The 22,971-nt window shown below is 47.2% G+C and carries 25 protein-coding genes and 1 tRNA gene; 13 read left to right on the top strand and 13 right to left on the bottom strand.

The window, feature by feature from the left end; all coding sequences use genetic code 11:
- Positions 1 to 16: 16 nt before the first annotated feature.
- The gene (locus CPZ25_RS04185; protein WP_096919768.1) at positions 17 to 1,630 is read right to left on the bottom strand and encodes a PucR family transcriptional regulator; all 1,614 of its coding nucleotides are present in this window, start codon (positions 1,628 to 1,630) and stop codon (positions 17 to 19) included.
- 206 nt (positions 1,631 to 1,836) lie between these two features.
- On the opposite strand from CPZ25_RS04185, the gene CPZ25_RS04180 reads away from it, so the two are divergent.
- The 9 genes from CPZ25_RS04180 (at position 1,837) to CPZ25_RS04140 (ending at position 11,236) form a co-directional block, all read left to right on the top strand.
- On the top strand, positions 1,837 to 3,564 hold the full coding sequence (locus CPZ25_RS04180; protein WP_096919769.1) for an oleate hydratase: 1,728 nt from the start codon (positions 1,837 to 1,839) through the stop codon (positions 3,562 to 3,564).
- A gap of 112 nt (positions 3,565 to 3,676) precedes the next feature.
- Positions 3,677 to 4,831: a transglutaminase domain-containing protein gene (locus CPZ25_RS04175; RefSeq protein ID WP_096919770.1), complete on the top strand. Its 1,155-nt coding sequence runs from the start codon at positions 3,677 to 3,679 to the stop codon at positions 4,829 to 4,831.
- 95 nt (positions 4,832 to 4,926) lie between these two features.
- Positions 4,927 to 6,006 (top strand): hypothetical protein, encoded by a 1,080-nt coding sequence (locus tag CPZ25_RS04170; protein ID WP_133067083.1) that lies wholly within the window; start codon positions 4,927 to 4,929, stop codon positions 6,004 to 6,006.
- 29 nt (positions 6,007 to 6,035) lie between these two features.
- Positions 6,036 to 6,608, top strand: a complete 573-nt coding sequence (locus tag CPZ25_RS04165; protein ID WP_096919773.1) for a CDP-alcohol phosphatidyltransferase family protein — start codon at positions 6,036 to 6,038, stop codon at positions 6,606 to 6,608.
- 65 nt (positions 6,609 to 6,673) lie between these two features.
- Positions 6,674 to 7,552: a methionyl aminopeptidase gene (locus CPZ25_RS04160; RefSeq protein WP_058694378.1), complete on the top strand. Its 879-nt coding sequence runs from the start codon at positions 6,674 to 6,676 to the stop codon at positions 7,550 to 7,552.
- Positions 7,553 to 7,567: 15 nt separating this feature from the next.
- Positions 7,568 to 9,475, top strand: a complete 1,908-nt coding sequence (locus CPZ25_RS04155; protein WP_096919774.1) for an alkaline phosphatase family protein — start codon at positions 7,568 to 7,570, stop codon at positions 9,473 to 9,475.
- Positions 9,472 to 9,837: a molybdopterin-dependent oxidoreductase gene (locus CPZ25_RS04150; protein ID WP_074616765.1), complete on the top strand. Its 366-nt coding sequence runs from the start codon at positions 9,472 to 9,474 to the stop codon at positions 9,835 to 9,837. Before CPZ25_RS04155 ends, CPZ25_RS04150 begins: the two co-directional genes overlap by 4 nt.
- Before the next feature lie 15 nt (positions 9,838 to 9,852).
- Positions 9,853 to 10,605, top strand: coding sequence for a molybdopterin-guanine dinucleotide biosynthesis protein MobB (locus CPZ25_RS04145; RefSeq protein WP_096919775.1), 753 nt, complete (start codon positions 9,853 to 9,855; stop codon positions 10,603 to 10,605).
- A complete protein-coding gene (locus CPZ25_RS04140; protein ID WP_096919780.1) occupies positions 10,580 to 11,236 on the top strand; it encodes an RIO1 family regulatory kinase/ATPase domain-containing protein in 657 nt (218 codons plus the stop codon). The genes CPZ25_RS04145 and CPZ25_RS04140 overlap by 26 nt, the downstream gene beginning before the upstream one ends.
- A gap of 356 nt (positions 11,237 to 11,592) precedes the next feature.
- On the opposite strand, the gene CPZ25_RS04130 is transcribed toward CPZ25_RS04140, so the two are convergent.
- The 9 genes from CPZ25_RS04130 to CPZ25_RS04090 form a co-directional block, all read right to left on the bottom strand.
- A complete protein-coding gene (locus CPZ25_RS04130; RefSeq protein ID WP_058694384.1) occupies positions 11,593 to 11,817 on the bottom strand; it encodes a helix-turn-helix domain-containing protein in 225 nt (74 codons plus the stop codon).
- 9 nt (positions 11,818 to 11,826) lie between these two features.
- Positions 11,827 to 12,483 (bottom strand): DUF2975 domain-containing protein, encoded by a 657-nt coding sequence (locus CPZ25_RS04125; protein ID WP_096919781.1) that lies wholly within the window; start codon positions 12,481 to 12,483, stop codon positions 11,827 to 11,829.
- Positions 12,476 to 13,123, bottom strand: coding sequence for a hypothetical protein (locus CPZ25_RS04120; protein ID WP_096919783.1), 648 nt, complete (start codon positions 13,121 to 13,123; stop codon positions 12,476 to 12,478). Before CPZ25_RS04120 ends, CPZ25_RS04125 begins: the two co-directional genes overlap by 8 nt.
- A 175-nt stretch (positions 13,124 to 13,298) precedes the next feature.
- Positions 13,299 to 14,210: a sensor histidine kinase gene (locus CPZ25_RS04115; protein WP_096919786.1), complete on the bottom strand. Its 912-nt coding sequence runs from the start codon at positions 14,208 to 14,210 to the stop codon at positions 13,299 to 13,301.
- Positions 14,211 to 14,217: 7 nt separating this feature from the next.
- On the bottom strand, positions 14,218 to 15,087 hold the full coding sequence (locus CPZ25_RS04110) for an ABC transporter permease subunit (protein WP_096919788.1): 870 nt from the start codon (positions 15,085 to 15,087) through the stop codon (positions 14,218 to 14,220).
- Entirely contained in the window at positions 15,080 to 16,030 is a 951-nt protein-coding gene (locus CPZ25_RS04105) for an ATP-binding cassette domain-containing protein (protein WP_074616773.1), read from the bottom strand. Before CPZ25_RS04105 ends, CPZ25_RS04110 begins: the two co-directional genes overlap by 8 nt.
- Before the next feature lie 107 nt (positions 16,031 to 16,137).
- Positions 16,138 to 16,821 (bottom strand): response regulator transcription factor, encoded by a 684-nt coding sequence (locus CPZ25_RS04100; protein WP_096919789.1) that lies wholly within the window; start codon positions 16,819 to 16,821, stop codon positions 16,138 to 16,140.
- A 14-nt stretch (positions 16,822 to 16,835) separates the two neighbouring features.
- Entirely contained in the window at positions 16,836 to 17,351 is a 516-nt protein-coding gene (locus CPZ25_RS04095) for a Gx transporter family protein (protein ID WP_096919790.1), read from the bottom strand.
- Position 17,352: 1 nt separating this feature from the next.
- A complete protein-coding gene (locus CPZ25_RS04090) occupies positions 17,353 to 17,694 on the bottom strand; it encodes a NusG domain II-containing protein (protein WP_096919791.1) in 342 nt (113 codons plus the stop codon).
- 112 nt (positions 17,695 to 17,806) lie between these two features.
- Between CPZ25_RS04090 and CPZ25_RS04085 the strand changes: the two genes are divergently transcribed.
- Positions 17,807 to 18,184 carry a hypothetical protein gene (locus tag CPZ25_RS04085; protein ID WP_058694392.1) on the top strand — a complete coding sequence of 126 codons (378 nt, stop codon included), beginning with the start codon at positions 17,807 to 17,809 and terminating at the stop codon, positions 18,182 to 18,184.
- Between the two features lie 135 nt (positions 18,185 to 18,319).
- Here the strand turns inward: CPZ25_RS04085 and CPZ25_RS04080 are convergent.
- Positions 18,320 to 18,405: transfer RNA gene (locus CPZ25_RS04080), tRNA-Leu, on the bottom strand.
- Positions 18,406 to 18,660: 255 nt separating this feature from the next.
- Between CPZ25_RS04080 and CPZ25_RS04075 the strand changes: the two genes are divergently transcribed.
- A complete protein-coding gene (locus CPZ25_RS04075; RefSeq protein ID WP_096919792.1) occupies positions 18,661 to 20,304 on the top strand; it encodes an SWIM zinc finger family protein in 1,644 nt (547 codons plus the stop codon).
- A 52-nt stretch (positions 20,305 to 20,356) separates the two neighbouring features.
- On the opposite strand, the gene CPZ25_RS04070 is transcribed toward CPZ25_RS04075, so the two are convergent.
- Positions 20,357 to 21,184, bottom strand: coding sequence for an EFR1 family ferrodoxin (locus CPZ25_RS04070; RefSeq protein WP_096919793.1), 828 nt, complete (start codon positions 21,182 to 21,184; stop codon positions 20,357 to 20,359).
- Positions 21,185 to 21,655: 471 nt separating this feature from the next.
- Between CPZ25_RS04070 and CPZ25_RS04065 the strand changes: the two genes are divergently transcribed.
- Entirely contained in the window at positions 21,656 to 22,081 is a 426-nt protein-coding gene (locus CPZ25_RS04065; RefSeq protein ID WP_074616780.1) for a DUF3795 domain-containing protein, read from the top strand.
- A 48-nt stretch (positions 22,082 to 22,129) separates the two neighbouring features.
- Here the strand turns inward: CPZ25_RS04065 and CPZ25_RS04060 are convergent, their stop codons facing one another.
- Positions 22,130 to 22,351: a hypothetical protein gene (locus tag CPZ25_RS04060; RefSeq protein WP_074616781.1), complete on the bottom strand. Its 222-nt coding sequence runs from the start codon at positions 22,349 to 22,351 to the stop codon at positions 22,130 to 22,132.
- A gap of 140 nt (positions 22,352 to 22,491) precedes the next feature.
- Between CPZ25_RS04060 and CPZ25_RS04055 the strand changes: the two genes are divergently transcribed.
- On the top strand, positions 22,492 to 22,923 hold the full coding sequence (locus CPZ25_RS04055; protein ID WP_096919794.1) for a VOC family protein: 432 nt from the start codon (positions 22,492 to 22,494) through the stop codon (positions 22,921 to 22,923).
- Positions 22,924 to 22,971 lie beyond the last annotated feature (48 nt).

Genomic DNA, 22,971 nt, shown 5'->3' with positions numbered 1-22,971 from the left:
AAAAGGACAAAGGCATCTACTGGCCGTCCAGCAGTCTTCTCACAGACAAGGCTGTATAAAGCAGATTGCTTTCAGGCATTTTAGTCACCGGGTAGACAAGGAGGCTGTTGATTTTATGAAGCCGGTATTTTACCGTGTTTTTATGCAGGTACAAAAGTTCTGCCGTCCTGGTGACATTGGCCTGGGCGTCGAGGAGGTAAACTGATAGGGTGGCAAGCAGCTCTTCCTGTATGTTGGAGTCGCTATGGAGCAGCGGCTCGAGAGGAGCGGTGACTTGCCGGACCATGGCTTCGCCTCTGGCGATGGTCTCAGCACAATCTGCGGCAAAGCCCAGTTCTGCCTGGGAGACAAGGGAACTGGCAGGGTAGAGGGTCCTAGTGTTTTTTAGATGGTTTTGATAGAGCAGAAAGCTCTTGCGCACACTGGCGGTATCGGCTTGGTTGGTAAAAAAGCCAAAGCTAACCGGAATGGATTCTTTTTCCAGACAGGCCATCAGGTTTTCGGCATGGGCCAGCATTTGTGAGGATAACGGCGTATCCTGGATAAAGAGCACCACGGTGTTGTCATAAATATCTGAGGGGCCTGTCAAATGCTGGCTCTGCATAAAATCACGGCAGATTTTTAGAATCTGTTCATTGAGCAGTGCAGATCGGTCGTTGTCTGGCCGGACAAGCCACATGGTATGGATCGACGCGACGTCGATGCCCAGAATATCAGCCAGCCGGCGCATTTTCAGGGGTTCGTCATTTAAAATTGAACGGATTAGCTCGCTGTAGCCAATGGTGCCCTCTTTTTTATTCCAAATATTTATAAAAAGGCGCAGCACTTCGGCGGCATCCTCAAGGGCGGATAGGTTTTGAACAGGATTCTCTGATATCAGCGCCAGATTCATTCTGGGAGTATTGTCGGTCTGAACCGGCAGAACAGTGCTGTACAGCGTTAGGTTTTCTTCCTTTAATACAAGGGGTCCGGAGTTCAGACCAGCCTCGGTAAGCGCTGGCAGAATATTAGAGAGATAATCAGCTGCTGAGATAGGCCAGGCGGCAATTTCAGGATGGGTGAGGGCATGGTCAAAAAGAATCAGGGAGGAACGAAGGCGGTCGCTGAGCATGCGCAGCACATTGCCAAGGGTACGTCTGTTGTCTGGAAGCTGGGTAATGCGTTCCAGCATGGCGCTCACAAAATGGGGGTCCTTGTTCTGGTCCATAAAGATGGTTTCCATGGTCTGGGTGATAACCTCGCTGTATCTGAAATCTAGCCGGTTTTCTGGCATATAGATGAGTGGAAAGCCCAGGGTATCGGCCATCTCAACGAGCTTTTTATCAATGCATGGCAGGTAGATGCCAACATAATAAAGGATAAGGGCCGCCTCGCCCCCATCACTTAGCCGTTTGAGCACACGGCATTGTGCATTGACATCATCCTTAATATTGATGAAGCCACTGAGGACAATCTCGCTGCCTGGCACAAAGGATGGATTTTCAAAGAAGCTGTCTACCAGGGCGCCAGGGTCGGCATACTCCAAAACAGAGATGGAGCCTACAAAACGGTCAAGACCGGTATGGCCGCCCGCCACACGGGCTTCCCTGAGACAGGGCAGCTTTAATAAATCAGCTACAGTGACGCTCATTGCAAAACCTCCAAAGAATTTAATGGGCTTATTATAACACAAAAAGGATTTTTAAGCTTTCATTCAGCTTTAACGTTAAATTTAAGACAATCCACTGGTTTTGTCACTTTTTTTGACAAATGTCCGGACTCGTAAGGTGACAGCTGGTCTTTTAGGGTATTATACTTACCATAACAAAAGTGAACCATCGAAGGGAGTTATGAATCATGAACAAAGATAAATTAGGTAAAGCTCTGGCTGCTGGCGCCGGTGCTGCTATGGCGGCAGCTGCAACAGCAGCGACAGTGGCAGCAACTAAAAAAATGCGCAGACAGCAGCAAGAAGAAAGTGAAAACGCGGTCCAGAACCGTGATTACGGTGATAAGCAAGTCTACTTTGTGGGCGGCGGTATCGCCAGCCTGGCCGGAGCCGCTTATCTGGTACGTGACGCTAACTTTAAAGGAGAAAATATCCATATTCTTGAAGGGATGGATATCCTTGGCGGAAGTAATGATGGTATCGGCACGCCGGAAAAAGGCTTTGTGTGCCGCGGAGGAAGAATGCTGAATGAAGAGACTTATGAAAATTTCTGGGATTTATTTTCATCCATTCCGTCTTTAGATAACCCGGATCGTGATGTCACCACAGAAATCCTGAACTTTGACCATGCACATCCAACCCATGCGCGGGCACGTCTCATTGACAAGGACGGGAAAATTTTAGATGTCTACAGCATGGGCTTTAATAATGAAGACCGTATGGCTATGGCCAGGCTTTTGGCAACTCCGGAAAAGGATCTAGACAACCTGACCATCGAGGATTGGTTTAACCGTACACCGCACTTTTTCGAAACCAATTTCTGGTATATGTGGCAGACCACCTTTGCTTTCCAGAAATGGAGCAGCTTGTTTGAGCTTAAACGCTATATGGAAAGAATGATTCTTGAATTTAGCCGTATTGAGACACTGGAAGGCGTTACCCGTACGCCCTACAACCAATATGACAGCCTGATCCTGCCGCTTAAAGCCTACCTGAAAGATCACGGTGTTCAGTTCGAGATTAATACCAAGGTTGTGGACATTGACTTTAAAGATGGCGAAGGGATTACCGCAACTGCCATTCATATAGAAAAGAAGGGTAAACCGGAAGAAATCATTTTGAAGGATGGCGATGTGTGTATTGTCACCAATGGCTGCATGACAGACAGCGCAACACTCGGTGATATGAAAAAACCAGCGCCGGAGCCAAAAGAACCCTCCATGTCTGGCGAGCTGTGGGGTAAAATTGCCGCGAAGAAAGCCGGACTCGGCAATCCAGAGCCTTTCTTTGGTAATGTGCAGGAGACAAAATGGGAAAGCTTTACGGTTACCTGTAAGGGTAATCAATTCCTGAAGATGATCGAGGATTACTCCGGCAATATTCCCGGAAGCGGCGCTTTAATGACCTTTAAGGATTCCAGCTGGCTTATGAGCATTGTCGTGGCCGCTCAGCCGCATTTTAGAAACCAGCCCATGGACACCACAATTTTCTGGGGCTATGGCCTGTACCCTGACAGGGAAGGCGACTATGTTAAGAAGCCCATGAAGGATTGTACCGGAGCGGAAATTTTGAAAGAGCTGATCTATCAGCTTCATTTTGAAGAACATGAAAAGGAACTGATGGACTCCGTTGTCAATGTGGTACCGTGCATGATGCCATATATTGACGCCCAGTTCCAGCCAAGGGCCATGAGTGACCGTCCTGCAGTGGTTCCGGAAGGCTCCACCAATTTTGCCATGATCAGCCAGTTTGTAGAAATTCCTGAGGATATGGTCTTCACAGAGGAATACTCCGTAAGAGCTGCCCGGACCGCGGTCTATACTCTGTTTGACATTAAGAAACCCATTATTCCCGTTACGCCTTATAAACGCGACCCGAAAGTTCTGGCAAAAGCGCTGAAAACAGCGTACCGTTAAAACTAAAAAAGAAACGCCGATTTTTCTGGCAGGCTTTTGCCTGCCTTTTTTATTGTGTAAAAGCAATATTCCCGGTATAATAGAAAGTAATCATAAAAAGGAGACGGTGTGGATGTTTAAAAAATTGATTAAAGTCATATTTGCAGTGCTGATTGTCATGACCGTTGGGCTGGTTGGCGTATCTTTTTTTGCCCCAAAGGATAAGGATGCTGTTACAGATGAGCAGGTAAGTCAGACAATGGCAGAGGATCACTTTTTATCCAATCCTTACAGCGGATTTTCACTGCTGGGTGTGGATGAGAAAAAAACTTACCTTCGGCTGACAGATAAGCTGGACAATTATGAAAGTGCAGTAGAACTGGGCGATAACAAAATATCGGTAGACAGCCTGAACCGTGTCTGGACAGCCATTCAACAGGATAAGCCAGAATATTTTTGGCTGGACAGCTACACCTATCACTATGACCAGGAGACAGGGATGGTGACAGACGTCAGCTTTAATTTTAATTACAATACCGATGAGATCAAGCGGCGTCAGGGTGAAATTGAGGCGGTGACAGCAGGTATAAAAACCGGCATTTCACCAGAAATGGACGACTACGCCAAGGTCAAAACGGTTCATGACTATATCGTCAGCCATACCGAATACGATCTTGATTCAGAGGACAATCAGAATATATGCTCAGTTTTCTTAAATAACCGTTCTGTCTGTGCCGGTTACAGCAAGGCCTTGCAGTATGTGCTTAAGGATATTGGTATCTTTTCAAATTATGTTACAGGCAACGCAGTGGGAAGAGGCCCCCACGCCTGGAATCTGGTACAGATGGACGGAGAATACTATTATGTGGATGTAACCTGGGATGATCCGAGCTTTGATGATATTACCTGGGAGGACCCGGCCCTTCGGGCAGACCCGCCGCTGAGCATCGAGTATGTTTATTTTGGACTCACAACAGAAGAGCTTTTGAAAAGCCATACCTTTGATAATACACTGAGCACATATCCAGGCTTCACGGCAACAGCGGATAATTATTATGTCAGAGAAAATATGCTTTTCGATTTAAATAACGACGACGAACAGGCGCGTTTTATTGACACCTTAAGGGATACTCTCGATAACGGCGGCGTTATGGAGGCCAGGTTTACAGAAGCAGGTATGGTGGACCGCGCCCTGACCGGTATTGAGGAGAGCGATCTTTTAAACGAGTCAGGCGTCCGCTACCTGAGGTATGATGAAAATCAGGTGCTGATTATCTGGCGACCCTGATATTACTTTTAAATTTAAGCTGAAAGTGCTACAATATGGCAAAATGATTGAAAGAAAGGTGCCCCGGACCGATGATCCGGGGCGTGGCATGTCTTATGCAGTTAAATGTAAAAAAAACAATGTCTCTTTTGGGAATACTTCTGCTTATGTCGCCTGTTTTATTCTCACGTATGGCCATGGCGGAAGGACAGTCCACAGATTCCCTGAATATTGAAAACGGCAGTATTTCCATTTCAGAGGTGGGAAGAGCCACACAGGCTGGAAACACCTATACCTTTTCCAATGACCGAGGTCTCCGGCTCACCGGAACCAGCGACCAGTACGGTGTCACCGTCCGTTACGGTGTCGGCACTGGCAACCCTGTCAATCTCAAGCTTGATAATCTTCAGATTGACACCAGCAAAAATGATCTGTGTGCTTTTTCGATTTTGGAAAATGCCTCGGTTGTCATTGAGCTGATGGATGGAACAGATAACCGGCTGACCAGCGCGGATTATTTTGCCGGCCTGCAGGCGCAAAACCTTGGCGGAAAAGCCGGAGAAGTCCGTATAACTGGAACAGGCAGTCTGACATCCACTGGAGGCAGAGGCTCAGCCGGCATTGGCGGCGCCCAGAATATTACACACTGGTATGGCACGGGAGGAAACATCAGCATTGACAGCGGAAAAATTACTGCCACAGGCGGTGAGGAAGGCGCTGGTATTGGAGGAGGCTACAAGGGAGACGGCGGTGTGATCCGTATTTCCGGCGGCACAGTAACCGCCCAGGGCGGCAAGAATGCTGCCGGTATCGGCGGTGGACATTATGGACTGGCAGGAAGCCTTGATATCACTGCTGAAAATATAACGGCCCAAGGCAGTGATGGCGCCGATTCCATCGGAAACGGTGCGGATTACACCGAAAAAAACGCTGGTGAAACCGTCATTGAAGTTCAGCAGTCAACGGACGTGAAGGTGGACGCGGTTCCAACAGCGCCGCCCGCCCAGACGGAACCCCAAAAGCAGGAAGAAGCCAGCCAGGAGAACCCCGCGCCAGTCAAAAAGGCAGGGGCAGGCAATATTTTGCTTTCCTTTGGTCTGCTTTTACTTCTCATGGGAGCAGAGCTTGGCCTGTGTAAAAGGATGGAAAAACACTGTGCGGAAGATGAAAGCAGCCAGGGCTATAGGAACCCTTAACATCCTAAATATAAACAATAAGGTAAGAAATGAAAGCAAAAGAAATTTTCAGCATTCCCAACATTTTATCCTATGTACGCATTTTATTGATCCCAATGTTCATTGGGATTTACATCAATGCCCAAACGACCCGGGATTATTATCTGGCGGCGCTTATCATCCTGATTTCTGGGTTGACAGATTTTGCGGATGGTCAGATCGCAAGGCGGTTTAATATGATCACAGAGCTTGGCAAGGCGCTGGACCCGGTGGCGGATAAGCTCACCCAGGCGGCCATTGTTTTCAGCTTGATGTTCCGCTACCAGAGCATGATTTTTGTGGTTATTCTATTTGTGATCAAAGAACTTTTTATGCTGGTCAATGATCTTGTCCTTATGCGCAAGGGTAAGAAGCTGGGCGGCGCTATGTGGTATGGCAAGGTATCTACGGCGGTGTTCTATGTGCTCACCTTTATTCTCATCGCGTTTCCGGAAATCAGTACAGTATGGGCGAATGTGCTTATGGGCGTTACAGGTTTTTTCCTGCTGCTGTCCTTTATTATGTACGGACGTGTGTTTTTTCAAATGCACCGTGAGGCGGCTGAGGAGAAAAAGAAACAGTAAAAAAGCCATGAAGTGTTTTTAGATATGGTATAATAATATAGAAATGACAGAAACAGGAGGCATATATGCAGGAAATTAAAATCGGACGAAATGATCCCTGCTGGTGTGGCAGCGGTAAGAAATATAAAAAGTGTCACGAGGAAATGGATGAAAAGATCGCGGGCTTCGCGCTTAAGGGACATATGGTGCCAAAGCGAAGTATGCTCAAGACACCGGAGCAGATCGAAGGTATCCGGGTCAGCGGGAAGATTAATATCGCTGTTCTGGACGAAGTGGCCAGCCAGATTAAAGAAGGCATGACCACCGAGGAAATTGATAAAATCGTTTATGATACGACTGTGAAAATGGGCGGGAGGCCTGCCCCTTTAGGCTTTGAGGGCTTTCCGAAGAGTGTCTGCACATCCATTAACGAGGAGGTTTGCCACGGTATTCCGTCAGAGCACATTGTTCTGCGGGACGGGGATATCATCAATGTGGATGTGTCCACCGAGTATAAGGGCTATTACTCAGACTCCTCCCGTATGTTTTGCATTGGAGCAGTAAGCCCCGAAAAGAAAAAGCTGGTAGAGGTGACCAGAGAGTGTGTTAAAAAAGGCCTGGAGCAGGTAAAGCCTTGGAATTTTATGGGAGATGTGGGCAACGCGGTACACGAGCACGCGCTTAAGAATGGTTATACCGTGGTTCAGGAAATCGGCGGGCATGGCATCGGGCTGGATTTTCATGAAGAGCCCTTTGTCAGCTTTGTAACCAGACCTGGCACAGAGATGCTGCTTGTCCCCGGTATGGTTTTCACCATTGAACCCATGGTTAATATGGGAACTGATGAAATATACCAGGACGATGAAAATGGCTGGACCATTTATACCGATGACGGGAAGCCCTCGGCACAGTGGGAGGTTACTGTTGCAGTGACCGAAACAGGCCATGAAGTGCTGGTATATTAAAAAGGAGAAGGACCAGTGAAGCTGAAGAAAACAACCCTGAACGCAGTTTTGAAACATTTCGATCTGGAGCCATCGGATTTTGGAAGTGCAGTTGCCCGCGCCTCAGATGGCTATGCCGTTGAAATTTCAGAAGATATGCTTTGGCAGAAGGATGTGGTGCTGGTCTTTGAGGCTGATGACAGACGGTTATCCCTGCGGGTGTATGTCCGCAGGGAAAGAGCCATGTACTGTGTACGTGATGTGGTAAGCCTGACCCTGCTGCCCAGGGCGGAGGCAGTACCTGTGGAGTCGGTGTTGTTCTTTGATACGGCAGTGCAGGGTATGAAAAAAGAACCCTATATAGCTTATGGAGAAGATGCTGAAGCCATTAAGGCCGCTGATTTCCTCGATGGTTATTTTGAGGAGAAGCCGGAGTTTATCAAGGCAGAAATGGTCGATGGGCTGGTCAAACGGGAGCAGTATTCAGTCTTCAGCAAAGGATTCTTAAAGCTGACGGGTAAAAACGCCATACAGTTTACAGCCCCCGATTTGCCAGCAGGTATGCGGATGAAGGGAATACAGACCCTGTACGTTGGAAAGACAGCGTCTGTCAGCCTGAAGATGGCTTTTGAAAAAAGCGAGCGCAAAGAGCTTCTGGGCAGAGCTTTTCTGGAAGACATACTGCCAGCAGCAGACCGCTTAAAACTTATGGGCACAGATGGCACCCGGGTTGAAATCGATCGTCAGGATGCGCTTGGAGCGCGTTTTTATCAGGAAACAAATGGAACGGCGTCGTGTGAAATAAACGGGAAAACATTTAAAAATATCCTTAAGCTGGAGTCCTGCAGGGCGCTGCCAAAGCTTTCAGACAATTCAGCAAGCCCGTCCGGCAACAAGCTGGTTATGCGTCTGGAGCCAGTCTCTCAGATCGAGCCTCTTGGCGTTATCGATGGCGAAGCCTCAGATCTTTATACACCAGGGGGCCTGTATCAGAAGGCAGGTACCCTTCGGTTTTATCCGCAGTGGGACGAAGAGGGAAAGCTCTGCGCGATTGTGCCGGGGACAACTTTGACAGACAGCGCTGTTAGCGGGCAGACAACCCGGAGCCTTGCAGTTGGGAAGGATGGAGGCATGTTTAATATCGGCAGTAACCCCATTGAGCTTCGGGGAAATACGATTTTTGGCCGGCGGCTGGATGGAAACCCTTTTGAGATGGCCGGCCTTTTTATCACTGAACCCGAAACCACTATTATGAATACAGCCTGGGATGCCCTTGAATGTCTGAAAAATGATGAAAAAATTATGATTATTGAGCTGGATGGCTTTGGACTGAATATTTACAGAAAGGCTCTGTCCTTAGGTAAACTCCCCTTTCTGTCAGCACAGCCCATGCAGCGTGCGATGACAGTGTTCCGGCCGGTATCCCACTCCGGTCTGGCTGCCATGCTCACCGGGACAACACCAGATGTCAACGGTATTCATAACCGAAAGGGCCGCACGTTATTAATGCCCGATCTCTTTGAACGATGTATGGCCATGGGGAAGGAATGCGCCTATATCGAAGGCTATATCAAGCTTATCAACACCTCGGAGGAACCGGTGCTCAACCCCAGCCGGGGAGACTCTACAACGGATAAAGCTGTTTTTGAGTCTGCGCTCAGGGCAGTGAAAAAATGGCCAGACCTTCTTTTTATCCATTTTCACGGGATCGACGATGACGCGACCACCTACGGCCCATATGCCAGCGAGACCATGGAACGGGTATTAAAAAATGATGCCATGGTAAGCCGGTTGGCAGAGGAGTGGGCTGGTAGCATCATCGTTACCGCTGACCACGGGCTTCATGAGGAGAAAGACTTTGACAGCAGGGGAAGCCACGGCGTATTCTGCGCGGAGGATATGCTGGTGCCCTATATTTACATTAAAAAGGACCATTCAGAATGAAGATAAAGACAGAAGATGTAAGCGGTGCAGGCCTGACAACGGTTTGCGCGAGTTTTAAAAAGAGCCGGCAGGCCCCGGAAAACCGGAAGTATACAGGCGTTTCATTTAAAAGGCTCGCAGAGTACACAGGCCACTCCCTTTCACAGGAAAGTATCTGTGTTTTCAAAGCCTCAGACGGATTCAGCATTGCCCTCACCGGGGAAGAGGCAATGGATACGGAACAGTGCTTTATCGCGGTAAGCGAGGCTGGAGAGGCCTTGACACTGGAGGCGGGAAAGCCTTACTGCATGATGCTGATGCTAAGGGATGCCACCAGCCAGCGCTGGTGCCGCTACCTTGATGAAGTGGATATCCGGGAATGATTGAGAGGAACAAAGATGAAAGTAATATCAATCTGTGGTATTTCGGACAGCGGCAAGACAACGACTGCCGAGCATATTATAAAAGAATTGAGGCGGCGCGGCTACAGTGTGGGCTCTGTGAAAGAAATCCATTATGATCAGTTTAAAATGGATACAGAGGGCAGCAATACTGACCGCCACAGAAAAGCAGGTTCCCAGCTGGTGACCGCCAGGGGAAAATATGAAACGGATATTTTGTTTCAGGAAAAGCTGCCGGTTCAGGATATTCTGGCCTTTTATAATTTTGATTATGTGGTGCTCGAGGGCGTTGCCGATGCCCGGGTGCCAATGATCCTGACGGCACACGAGGCGCCGGAGCTTGATGAGCGGTGGAGTGATTATGTTATCTGTTGTGCAGGGCGCATTGCCAGAACGTTAGACACCTACAGAGGCCGTCCTGTCTTTGACGCCAGAACTCAGACGGAAGCCCTGGTTGATCTGATTGAGTTAAAAACCTATCATATTCTTCCGGATTTTGATAAAAACTGCTGTGATGCCTGTGGCTATGGCTGCGATGGGCTTGGACCCGCAATTTTAAAGGGTGAAGCCAGAGAAAAAGACTGTATAGTGCGGACTCGGCCTGAGGTGGATGTAAAGATTAACGGACAGCCCCTCGAGATGGTTCCCTTTGTCCAGGACATTATCAGGAGCGCAGTGACTGGTATTGTGGGAGAGCTGAAGGGCTATGAGGAAGGGGCCACCATTGAAATCAGCATTGGAAGAAAGTAGAACCTTCGAAAGCCGGAGGAATATCGTAAGTCTGGAAAAAGGGCGGATTAAAAAAGTTTTCAGCGACGCTGAAGCCGCGCACCACGAATGGAGTATTCTCATGCTTCTTTATAAAAGAGGTGTAGCGGTGCCGGAAGTTCTCGAGCTACGGGAAAATGTACTGTATCTGCAGTACTGTCCCGGGCCTTTACTGCTTGACCGCGTGCTTGCACTCGAGCACAAAAACAGTGCGGAGAGTCTGAACAATTTGTGCACAGAACTGGCAGACTGGTTTGATCGGTTTTATCAGGCAGTGCCCGGTCACATCCGAGGAGATGTCAATTTCAGAAATTTTATCGTCGGTGTTTCAGGTGTGATCGGCATTGATTTTGAGGCCCTGCCCACCGGTCAAAAAGAGATGGATATGGGCGCTATGCTGGCTTATTACGCGGCGTACAGCCCAGCTTTTACCACTCAAAGGACAAGGAGCGCCGCCATTATGTTCAATGTTTTTTCAGAAAAAATCCTATTGGATAAAAACAAAGTTCTAGAAGAAATACATATTGCTTTTAAGAGGATGAAGAAGCGGCGAAAATGCTTTGATACCCGTATTGTAGAAAGCTGGTTAAGCAGCTTTGAAAAAGAGGTTTGAAATGAAGGATAAACGATATTTAAAAAAACAGGTGCTGTATTTTTTGTACCGCGGCGCGATATGGGTGCTTTGGCTGTTGGTTTTTTGGAATATACTGATGTTATTTAATGAAGTCCTGGCGATTATTTATTTTCCAGACTTACCAGTGTGGAATTTATTTGTGCTTCTTTTTATGCTGACAGCAGATTTTCTTATAACACATTATATTTTTAAAAAGTTTGAAAAATGGATTGGAGAACATTGTTCCTTTAAAAACTATTTCAGAGAATTTCTGATTTAAAAGATAAATAATGGTATTATTCTCGATTAAATAAAAACCGCATGGACACTGCTGTTTGCGGTGTCCGTGCGGTTTTTTATATTTTGTCTTCTTTTTCATCGCGAACGTATTCCAAAATATCACCGGGCTGGCAGTCAAGGACATCGCAGATTGCGTTGAGGGTCGAAAATCGAATGGCCTTCACCTTGCCGGTCTTTAAATTGGACAGGTTGACATTGGAAATGCCAACCTGCTTTGCCAGCTCATTGAGGGATATTTTTCGGTCTGCCATCACACGGTCCAGTCTTAAAATAATAGCCATAACGCCCTCCTATAAAGTTTCATCGGATTCCTGCTGGAGGTAAGTACCATAGCGAAAGATGTAGGCAATGGCAAGCACCAGAAAACCGGCGGCAATTAAAATGATACGGAAACCATCATCCAAACCAAAAAGAAAGAAACGTGCGCCCAACAATGAGGAAGCTAAATTTACTTTTATGATCCTTGGGACAAACGCTGCCAATACAGTGCCGCTGCCAACGATAACCAGCTGTACAAAGGTTTTATTGCTGAAAGGTGAAACATCATTACATATTCGGTGAAAAATGGACCACAGCAGGGTAGTGAGGAAAACAGTCAAACCAAGAATAATCATGTGGTACCATGCCTCAAATTGAAAAACAGCTTTTGGATTTTGAGGCATAAAATGAGGACTGTAAAGCTTTGTGTCAAGTAAACGCAACATCTCTGCAAATCCCATTTCGTCCATTGGAATTGGCCGGTCCCAGGCAATAGCAATCTTTAAAGCGTTACTGTCAGGGGCAATTTGATAGGCAGTAAATTGATTTTCAGGAATAAGGATCAAAGTATACATAGTGAAAAAAATTTCGGATATAAGAACAATAACCATCATAATTAAAATAGCAATAAGGATTATATTGATAATTCTACAGGGCAATTGCAGTTCTTTTAACCTTTTATCAATCATTTATTTCCTCCTCGTTAGCTTTACCAGAACAAAGTTTTTTAGTACAGGCATACAGGTTTATCCCTAATAACAGCAAGACAATAGCTGGGAGGCTGTCAATAATCGAAAAACTAAAATTTCTTCTGCAGTATGCAGCATAAATAATGCTTTCCAAAGTATGAGGGATCAATGCAAGGATAATTAGGATCGTGGCGATATGGTGTAGATCTTTTTGATGCTCCGACGTAAAAGGTGGTCCTTCTAAGGACATACTATAAAGGAGTTTTCTAAGCAGAAACCATATGATACCAAACAGAAGAATAACAGACAAATTTGTCCATAAAACAATTTGCAATGCTGCCTTTGGGTGGGATGGTAAATTAGAGGCCCCAAAATCTGTATGTGGAAATGGACTTGCATATAGAATAATTTTACTGGCGGCCTTGACAACCGGCTGAACAGATTCCGGATAGTACAGGATAACCGTTTTTGTAATATCCGACGGTTTGGTAATCTCGGCTGCTTCATAAACCTCGCCAGGGACTGAAAGACTAAGAGCTGTGAACGTCAGCCCCGTGATTAAATTAAAAATACAAAGGGCCAGAAAGACTGTGACAATTAAGCGCAGAATTATATAACGCTTTTTTAAACCGTTTTCCATAAGAACACCTCCTTTGTTTTCTTAAGTTCATTATAAAACTGTACTTGATATCTGTCAAGAAGTTTTTAATGTTTATCATTAAAAAATAAATGATAAAAATAAAAACATCCGATTGATCATAAAGATAACTTTTAAAAAAGTCATTTTTCAGAAGAAAATCGAATGTTTATATTTATTATTTCAAAGAAAATTGCAAATGTATGCCAAACACATCATTGTCAAGCGACGCACTGATGCTGCCGCCCATACGGGTGGCAAGGCGTTTGGCGATGGAAAGGCCCAGGCCGGTAGTCTTACGGCTTCTGGACACATCGGTGGTGTAGAAGCGGTCAAAAATATAGGGAAGATCATCAGGGGTGATGCTATGCGTACTGTTCTCAAAGGTGATATTCACAGCGTGGTTCTCCGATACGGCTTTTACGGAAAAATGACCTTCGCCGTGGGTCAGGGCATTGCTTAAGATATTGCTGAAGATCCGTTTGAAGGCATCGGTATCACCGGTGACGATAAAGGGATCGTCAGGAATCTGGATTTCCGGTTCACTGTCCTGGCTGCAAAAATCATTGTAAAACAGAGCCAGAGTATCGCGCAGCACATTGCCTAAGTTGACTGGTTCCTGGGCAAGAACCAGCTCATCCGCCTCAATGCGCGCAAATTCAAAAAGCTGGTCTAGAAGCTTGCGCACAGCCTGAATCCGCTGCTGAACAATTTTCAGGTACTCGACTCGGGTTTTCTCAGGCAGATCAAAATCCTGAAGCATCTGGATATAGCCTGATGCAGAAGTGAGCGGGGTGCGCAGGTCGTGTGAAATGCTTGTGATGCTGTTTTTAAAGCTGCGGTTTGCCTGTGTCATGCGGATCTCAAACAGGCGGTGAGTCTCCAGCAGGGCATTGATGCTTTCAATCAGAGCTTCCACCTCCTTATCGGGCATGGCGGCAGTAATGGGCAGGTTGGTATCCTCATTTTGTATAAAATGATTTTGCCGTATAATATCCCGGATCTGCCTTTTTAAAAGCAGGCTGTGAATAACGGAAAAGAGGGCGGCGCCCCCGAGGATAATGCAGAGTATCATGAGTGATGTTTCCATAAAAGCCTCACATAATGTCCCGTTTTTTAAAAACGGTAATACCTGCCAGCGTAGGCAATAAAATATAAACCACCATAAGCGCCAGGGTTTGGAGTGCGACCAGGCCGCTGACTGTGTCAAATTCAAGGCTGGAAAGCGCCTCGGCGATCCAGATGGTGAGCAGATTAAAGCCTGTGGCATGGAAAGCGTTGCCGACAGATAAAAAGGCAGTGACAAAAATGAGCAGACAGATATTGACGGCCACTGTGGGGCCGGTCTGCTTGATGAGTACAGCGGTCATGACAAAGAAGGAGGCCAGACCGAGGTGCAGCAGGGTCTGTAAAGAGAGCCGATAGGCCAGCAGATTGACGGTCTGCGAATTCAGCGAGCTAAAGCCCCAGCACAGGCCGCTGAAAAGGACAGCGCTGAGTACGGCCAGTACAACGAGAAAAAGGGTTGCAGTCATGACGGTGATAAGCTTTGAGAGATAGATATCGCGCCTTTTAAAGCCCTTTGACACAGTGTTACGGAGTGTGCCGTCCCTGAAATCCGCGCCAATATACAGAGAGATAAATACTGCCATTAAAACAGTGGTGACACTGCCGGAAAGCGCTGTTTCGATAAAGGAGCTGGCATTGTAATTTTGCATGGCCTCGATTGTTTTAGCCAGATTTTCTGAGCTGTTCGACAATCCAAAGCGGATGCCAAAGCTGTTGTTCTCTTCAATACGCTTCTCAGATTCCTGCAGAGCGGCAGGGGACATGTTTGAAAAAAGATCGGCGGAATAGAGCTGTCCGACGGCTACAAAGGCCATAAGCGCCACGCAGAGAATCATGCAGACCCTGAAGGACTTTGCCTTAAAAAGCTTGAAGAGATCAGAACGCAGCAGGTTAAGCATGGTCTTCACCACCTATCATGGACATAAAATAAGCCTCTATATCCTGACCGACCGGCGTGATGGACTCGACCAGGATGCCGTTTTGGTTAAGCTCCCGGTTGACAAGGCCGCTCTGGTCCACATAGTCGAAAAGACGGATGGTGTTTTCTGGAAGAATGTCATAATTGTCTGTACCCAAAAGGGTTTCAATCAGCATTGCAGCCTTTTTAGGCTGGTCAACAACCATCTTCAGGCAGCGCTGACAGCGTGTTTCCAGCTCCTCGTGGTTAAACTCGTCGATAAGCGCGCCCTCGCGCATGATGCCATAACAGGTAGCCAGCTTTGACAGCTCGCCGAGAATATGGCTTGAAATAAGAATGGTCACGCCCCGTTCCCGGCTGAGCTGTGTCAGGACAGTGCGGATTTCTGCAATCCCTCTTGGGTCGAGGCCGTTGGTGGGCTCATCCAGAATCAGAAAGTCCGGACTGCCCAGGAGGGCCATGGCAATGCCGAGGCGCTGGCGCATCCCCAGGGAAAAGTGCTTGACCTTTTTGTGGTCAGTGCTGCTCAGACCAACGGCTTCAAGTGAATCGGAGACAGCGGTGCTGCTGGTGATGCCGAGCAGACGTCTGTGGGCCTCCAAGTTATTCGCTGCGCTCATATTGCCATAAAGACCGGGCGCCTCAATGATACAGCCTGTCCGCTTGCGGTGCTGTTCCAGCTCTGTGCTGTCAAAGAGGGTCATTGTGCCCTCAGTCGGAGGCATAAGGCCTGCGATCAGGCGCATAAGGGTGGTTTTTCCCGCGCCATTGCGCCCGATCAGGCCGTAAATATCGCCCTTCCGGATGGTCATATTCACATGATCGACGGCATGGCGGCCCTCGCTTTTTCGCTTTTTATGCCGGGCAAATCCCGCAGGTGGGAAAATTTTTGTAAGGTTATGGGTTTTCAGGATGGTGGACATGGTTTTTGATCCTTTTCTGTTTTTATTCAGGCGGCTTTCAGTTTTATTGTAACATGCTGTTTTTTAAATTCTGTAAGCCAATCCTAAAGAAAAGATAAAGATTGACGCTATTTCATTTTAAAGCCAATGCCCCAGACTGTTTGGATATAGGCTTCATCGGGGTCGATTTTAGCCAGCTTCTGGCGCAGGTTACTGATGTGCACGTTGATGGCGTTGTCCTCGCCTAGAAACAGATCCTCCCAGACAGTCTCGTAGATGACATTTTTGGAAAAAACACGCTGTGGGTTTTGCATCAGAAGCTCCAGAATTTTGTATTCACGCTTGGTCAGTGACAGGGGCTGCCCCTTCAGGCAGACCTCGTAGGTAGAGGGGGTAAGGGTAAGCCCCTTATAGGTCAGTGTTCTACCCGAAAGACCTGTATTTCCCGAATTACGGCGCAAAAGAGCCTCAATACGGGCCAGAAGCTCTTCGTTATTAAAGGGCTTGGTAATATAGTCATCTGCGCCGTTTTTGAGCAAATTGATCTTTGTGAAAGAATCATCCTTTGCGGATACGGCAATGACCAGGGTGTCTGAGGTTTGGCGCAGGCTTTTCAGCACTTCCTCGCCGCTCATACCCGGAAGCATTAAATCCAGAAGAATTAAAGCATAGCTATTCTTTTCAAGGCAAAATAAGGCCTCGGTGCCGGAATAGGCGGTATCTGCCGTATAGCCGCTGTGTGTCAGCAGATCCAAAAGCATGTTGCTGATGTTGACATCGTCCTCGACGATTAAGATATTGATGGATTCCATTTTGTTTGTCCTCTTTATTTAAATAGATTGATTTTCTGAAGCTGTCGGTACAAAAGGTTCGCCGCCACGCCCACCACAATCCCTGTCGGGATGGCGAGCAGCATGAGAAAGGGCAGATAGGACCAGAACAGGTTCATATTTTGCACTACTGCGGCTGCTACGGCCAGCTGGCCCAGGTTGTGGGACACTGCCCCGAGCAGGCTGATGGTTATGAGGGATAGCTTTTCTCTGGTGACCTTTAAAAGCAGGGCCATCATCCCAAAGCTTAGGAGCCCTCCGGCCAGGGAGTAGAGAATCGCGCTCATGCTCCCAAATAAAAAGCCGGATAAAAAGATCCGCGCGGTGACGATGAGCAGGGTCAAGGGAGTGCCCAGGGTCAGCAGTGAGATGAGGGTAACGATGTTGGGCAGTCCGACCTTTGCCCCGGGCACAGGCATGGGGATGGGCGCAAGAGATTCCAGATAGCTGAGAATTAAGGCCAGGGCAGTATACAGGGCAATGACGACCAGGCGGCGCGTTTTGTTTTCCATTTTAAGGCTCCTGTATGATTTCAAGGATCAGCCGGTGGGGCAGACAGGCAATGGTCTCTCCAGGGGACTGGATCGACGGGCTGTGCACACACACCTGGTTATCGCAGTCTGCGCTTTCGACCCGGGCGCTGCGGTCTTTAATGGCAATGGTGTTGCTGCCGAGGTCGCTGGTGATGGTTTCGGTATGGTCCTGACTAAGCGGCAGTGTGCGGATAATCTCACCATTCTGGCTGACCCGGAGCATAAGGCCGGAGCTTTGGCTGTTCATGAGGTGGAAGACGCCGAAGGCGATGAGGGCAACGGCCACAACCCCGGCAATGATGATCAGATCACGTTTTTTCATGTTTGATTTGTCCTTTGGTTCATTCTAGAGTCCATTTTAACGAAAAAAACAGTCTTGGTAAAGAGCAATTTTTTTGATATAATCACTTCTTAAGACAGGAGGCGACGATTTTATGGAAAATTATGATGATATCCGACAGCTCAAGGTGACCACCGACGGCTATGTGGGGGACGGCTATGCGGCCTGTATTGATTTTGAAACGGGTAAGGCCTGCTGGGCTGCTAGTGCACTTTTTTATCAACCCCCCAAGTATTTAAAAACACTGGATACCGAGGCGCTGGACGCCTTGAAAAAAGGGATGTCGGAAGCTGGTGTACTGCAGTGGAAGAAAAAATATTATGATCTGACCTGTCTGGACGGCCCAATCTGGGAGATGACCCTGGTTTTTGAGGATTGTGAAAAGAGACTTGGGGGCACTGCGGCATATCCGGAAAGCTGGGAAGATTTTTGCGCGTTGCTCAGTGAAACGTTGGGAAAAGTTTTTAAGTAATGGAGAATGAAAAATTCTCCATTTTTTGTTTGGGAAAAATTAATTGACAGATGGGCGGCGGATATAGAGGGGATTGATGAGACAAAAAATAAAAAAGCAGACGTTATCCTAACATCTGCCTGATCACCAATTAAATGGTGCGAGAAACGGGAGTCGAACCCGTACGTGCGTAGCACACACGCCTCTGAAACGTGCTTGTCTGCCAATTCCAACACTCTCGCACAGCGCTCTTTTTTTTGAGCGGCGACTCATTTCCTGAGTGCTTGTATATAATAACTTTTTTTGCCCGCTTTGTCAACACCAAATTTAAAAAATTTTAACTTTTTTTTCGAAAATATTTTTCAACATAAAAAAATATGATTTTTATGCATTTTAGCTTCAAAAATAAAGCGCTGCATTTGAAGAAAATCAATTAGTAATTGTAAAGTAGTGCAGGCTGAGATAAAATAGCTCTATAGCAAAAGGGAGAGATAATAATGAAAAAATGGGAAGATTCTTTTACAAGAGATATTTTAGATAATGGATATGAGCTTTTTACAAATGACCAGGTTCTGGAGGCAGTGCGCTGTGATAACGGCTATGAGGCAGTGGTGCGCGATACAAAGGACTATCGGGTAACGATCGAAACAGAGTTAGGTGAAATCACTGCTATGTGTTGTGATTGTACCTATGCGTCAGAGGGAGCTCATTGCAAGCATATGGCGGCAGCGCTTTTTGCCCTTACGGAAAGTGTGGGGAATGCCTTCAGGGATCCGTGGCAATTTGAAAACACCGAGCTCTATGCCCTTGTGCAAGGGGCGAGAGAAAATGAGCTCAGAGACTTTATCTACGAGCTGGCCTGTGCGGACAGGAACCTTGCAAACCGCCTCTGGCTCCGGTTTTTTAAGGGCGAAAGCATCGAGGAGCTTCGCCCTCTGGAACGTGCTCTGAATGCCATCTGCAAGAAATACCTGGGTCTTGAGCAGTTTATTCCATATTGGGATGCAAAGGACTTTTGCGAGGAGATTGAGCAGTTTTATGATGATAATCTGGAGGCTCTTATGGACCGGGAGCATTATGGGAGCGCCTTTGATTTTACCGCCATGGTTTACACCAGACTGTGCCAGATTGAGATCGATGACTCTGACGGGGATATTGAATTAATCGCACAGGACTGCGCGGATGGTTGGATGAAGATTCTGCCTCATATCAATGATGAGGCAGAAGAGCGGAGAATGCATCATTGGTTTATGAATCGTCTGGGCGGCGAAACGCTCGACTATCTTGAAGACTATGTGTTTGATGTCTTTATGAAATGGAACTGGAAACCGGTTCTGCTTGCCGACAGTATAAAAACTGTAGACTGGCTTATCCGAAGCGCTACACAGGAGCGGCTTGATTACTGGCTTGAGGCCTATGCCGTCTGCCGGGTACAGCTCATGCAAATGATGGAGCTGCCAAAGGAAGCCATTGAGGCTTATCAGAGAAAATACTGGCATTTTTCCGGAATACGGAATACGGCCATCACCCTGAAAATCCAGTATGGTGAGATGGACGCCGCCATTGAGATGATCGATGAGAGCATGGAGATGGACAGAGATGATCCTGACAAGATTGACGAGTACCAGCGTGTGCTGGTATGGCTGTATGAAAAGCTGGACAGGCCCGAAGCCCTGAAAAAGGTGCTGTCGGAAATGCTTGCGGGCGAGGATTTTGTGAAACTGGAGGATTTTAGAAAGCTGAAAGCTCTCTGCGGCGAGACGGAATGGCATGAGCTTCGGGAGGAAATATTTAAAAACGTGGACTATGACCATAATCTGCGTGATCTGTATGAGGAGGAAGGGCTGTGCGAACGCCTCTTGGAAAGCATCCGGACCCAGGGAGATATGTCTGACCTGGATTATTATGAAAAAACCCTGAAGGCAGGCTGCCCAGAGGCCGCCCTTGAGCTTTATGCCGATTTTTTAAAGGGTATGGTTAAAAAGGCGGCGAACCGCAGAAAATATCAGCAGATAGCGGATTATCTGAGAAAAATGCAGGCTTATCCCGGCGGGCCGGAAAAGGTAAGGGTGCTGACTGCGGACTGGCGGCTCCGTTACGCCAAACGGCGCGCACTTATTGAGGAGCTTGAAGCACTTTGACAAATTTAAAATGCCATGGCGCCCTGTTGGGGACAACATGGCATTTTAAGATTTAAAGAAACCATTCCGGCTCGGCCCGGCGCTTTAATCCCTCCTCAAGCTCATGCTTGTGGTAAAGATAGCCAGCGTCGTCATAGTAGCGCGCATGAACCGGGCATTTTTTTATACAGGCGCCGCATTTTATACAAATACCTGTGTAAGCCCGCACATCGTCGCGGTTGATGGAGCCCATAGGACAGACCTCAGAGCAAAGCTTACAGTCGGTGCACGCATCACTTGTGAGCGGTTTTACCTTGCGGATATCTACAGGAGTACCCTTGCGGTCCCTCGGCTGATAATAACCCCAGTAAGGGGCTGGCGCACCCTTGACATGGACAGGCAGGACATCCTGAATGTTGGTGATAGCAGCAGCTTTTTCATAAGTCAAACCTGCAAATTCCCGGGCTTTTTCCATATCCTGTTCGTCTGGGCGTCCGGCTGCCAGTAAATCGGAAAAGGAATGTTCCCCGATAAAGGCTCCTGCCGTAAGCGTATGGAAACCGGTCTTTTCAAGAATATCCCGAAGCTCGATCAAGGCATCGTCATAGTCTCTGTTGCCATAGAGTACCAGAGGAACAGCAGCTGCGCCGCCTCCCTCCAGAGTCGCCAGATATTTCAGCAGCACGTTGGGCACACGCCCTGCGTAGACAGGGGTGCCAAATACTACCAGATCGTCAGCCTCAAAGCTTTTTGGCGCTTTTCGCTCCTCGGGCAGTGTGAAGTCAAAGCTTTCACAGGGCACCTCAAGTTTTTTCGAAAGGTTGTCTGCAACCGCGGTCACCAGCTTCTGGGTGGTGCCGGTAGCACTGAAGTAGACGGCCCATACACGATTGAATTTCATGATTTTTCTCCCTTGCGTAAAAGAGTGGTTTTTATGCCTTAACTATATCAGAGGGTGGGATGGTTTTCAAGTGGAAGCTAAAAAAAATGGCAGTTTTTAGCCAGAAGTGCCTTTAAGACAACAATAGATACGTCGAAACAGCGTGCCTCAGGTTGTGGATAACTTTGGACAAGCAGTGAAAAACAGGGCAAAGAATATATATGTCCGCTATTTTGTCAAAAAGGGCAAAGTGGCGGCAGAATCACGGACATCCATGTCCGCCATTAAATAATTAATAATATATTATTTTAATCTTTTAAGAAGACAGAGACTTAAACTTTTTAAAAATTCTGGAAACCTTTTGGAATTTTTGACGATTGTATTAAGTGTAGAGCCGAATATAAAAAGAATCCCATTGTTTTCATTACAGCCAGCGGATGGTATAATGCAGATGAGCAGAATAAATAGTTAAAACCGAAAGGAGCAGTACCTATGAAAATGCCTGAAACCATCGATAACGTCATGTTCGCCCCCTGTGGAATGAATTGCCTGGTCTGTTATAAGCACTGTTACCACAAAAAGCCCTGTGCAGGCTGCCTGAACAGTGATAAAGGAAAGCCAGAGCACTGCCGGAAGTGCAGGGTCAAGGCGTGCGTTCTGGAAAAGGAGATTCGGTATTGCTTTGAATGTGGAGAGTATCCCTGCAAGCCTGTCAAATCCCTGGAGAAAAGCTATAATACCCGCTATCACGCCAGCCTGATGGAAAACAGCCGCCGGGTTAAGGAATTAGGGCTGGCGGCCTTTATGGCGCAGCAAAAGCAGCAGTTTACCTGTCCGGACTGCGGCGGTGTTATTTCATTGCACGATGCAGAATGCAGCGAGTGCGGACAGAAGCCTGAGAAGGCAGGACTGGAATAAAAAACTGCCCGGCCAGGCGGACAGTTCTTCAAAAACCTGGTATACAGGTCAGTTAGGCTTGCCGGTAAAAGGGTTTCTTCCCTTCACAAAACTAAAAATAATGTGAATCATGCCCACCACAATACCGACAATCGCAATGCCCTCGGCAAAGCCAAGCCAGAAATCAGGCAGAAGCCGGCTCATAAACAGAGACAGTGTAAAGCACAGCATCCCTGCCAGATACAGAGCCATGACAAAAGAACAATACCCTTTCTTTTCAAAAAACTTCATCAGAAAACCCCTTCCCTTTTCATTGCTCCTTTATAAATGCTATTATAGCACAGGAAAACTGAAAAGTCTAAAGCGATTTTATCACAATAATTTGGGTATTTTATACCATAAAATCAATTAAATACAAAGGAGAATGAATAATGACAGGTGTAGAAATTGATATGGTTGTGACCGACAGCCTGAAAGCCCTGGAGCTGTATGAAAAAATATATGAGGTTGAGCGCGTAGAGGTGACCGATTACCCGAAAGGCACCAATGAAGCGGTCTTTACAATCTATGATACCCGCTTCCACCTGCTGGATGAAAACCCTGAGTATCAGCTAATCGCTCCAAAGCCTGGCCAGCCTCAGTCCGTCTGGTATAACGTGCTTGTTCCGGACATCCTGGCGGTCTATGATAAGGCCATGACGGCAGGCTGCACCGCGATCCAGCAAGTTACTGAGATGCCTGAAATGGGCTCCGCCAACGCCATGTTTGCCGATCCCTTCGGATATGTCTGGATGCTCCACCAGATCCATCGGGAGGTCAGCTTTGAGGATCGCTGTAGAGTTATGGAAGAAAAGCAGGAATAAACAGAAAGCAACCGGATTTTCGGTTGTTTTTCTCGTTAACATATCCTC

This window comes from Eubacterium maltosivorans, assembly GCF_002441855.2.
Lineage (GTDB): Bacteria > Bacillota > Clostridia > Eubacteriales > Eubacteriaceae > Eubacterium > Eubacterium maltosivorans.
Note: the sequence above shows the minus strand (reverse complement) of the source record. Positions and strands in the feature narration are given on the sequence as shown.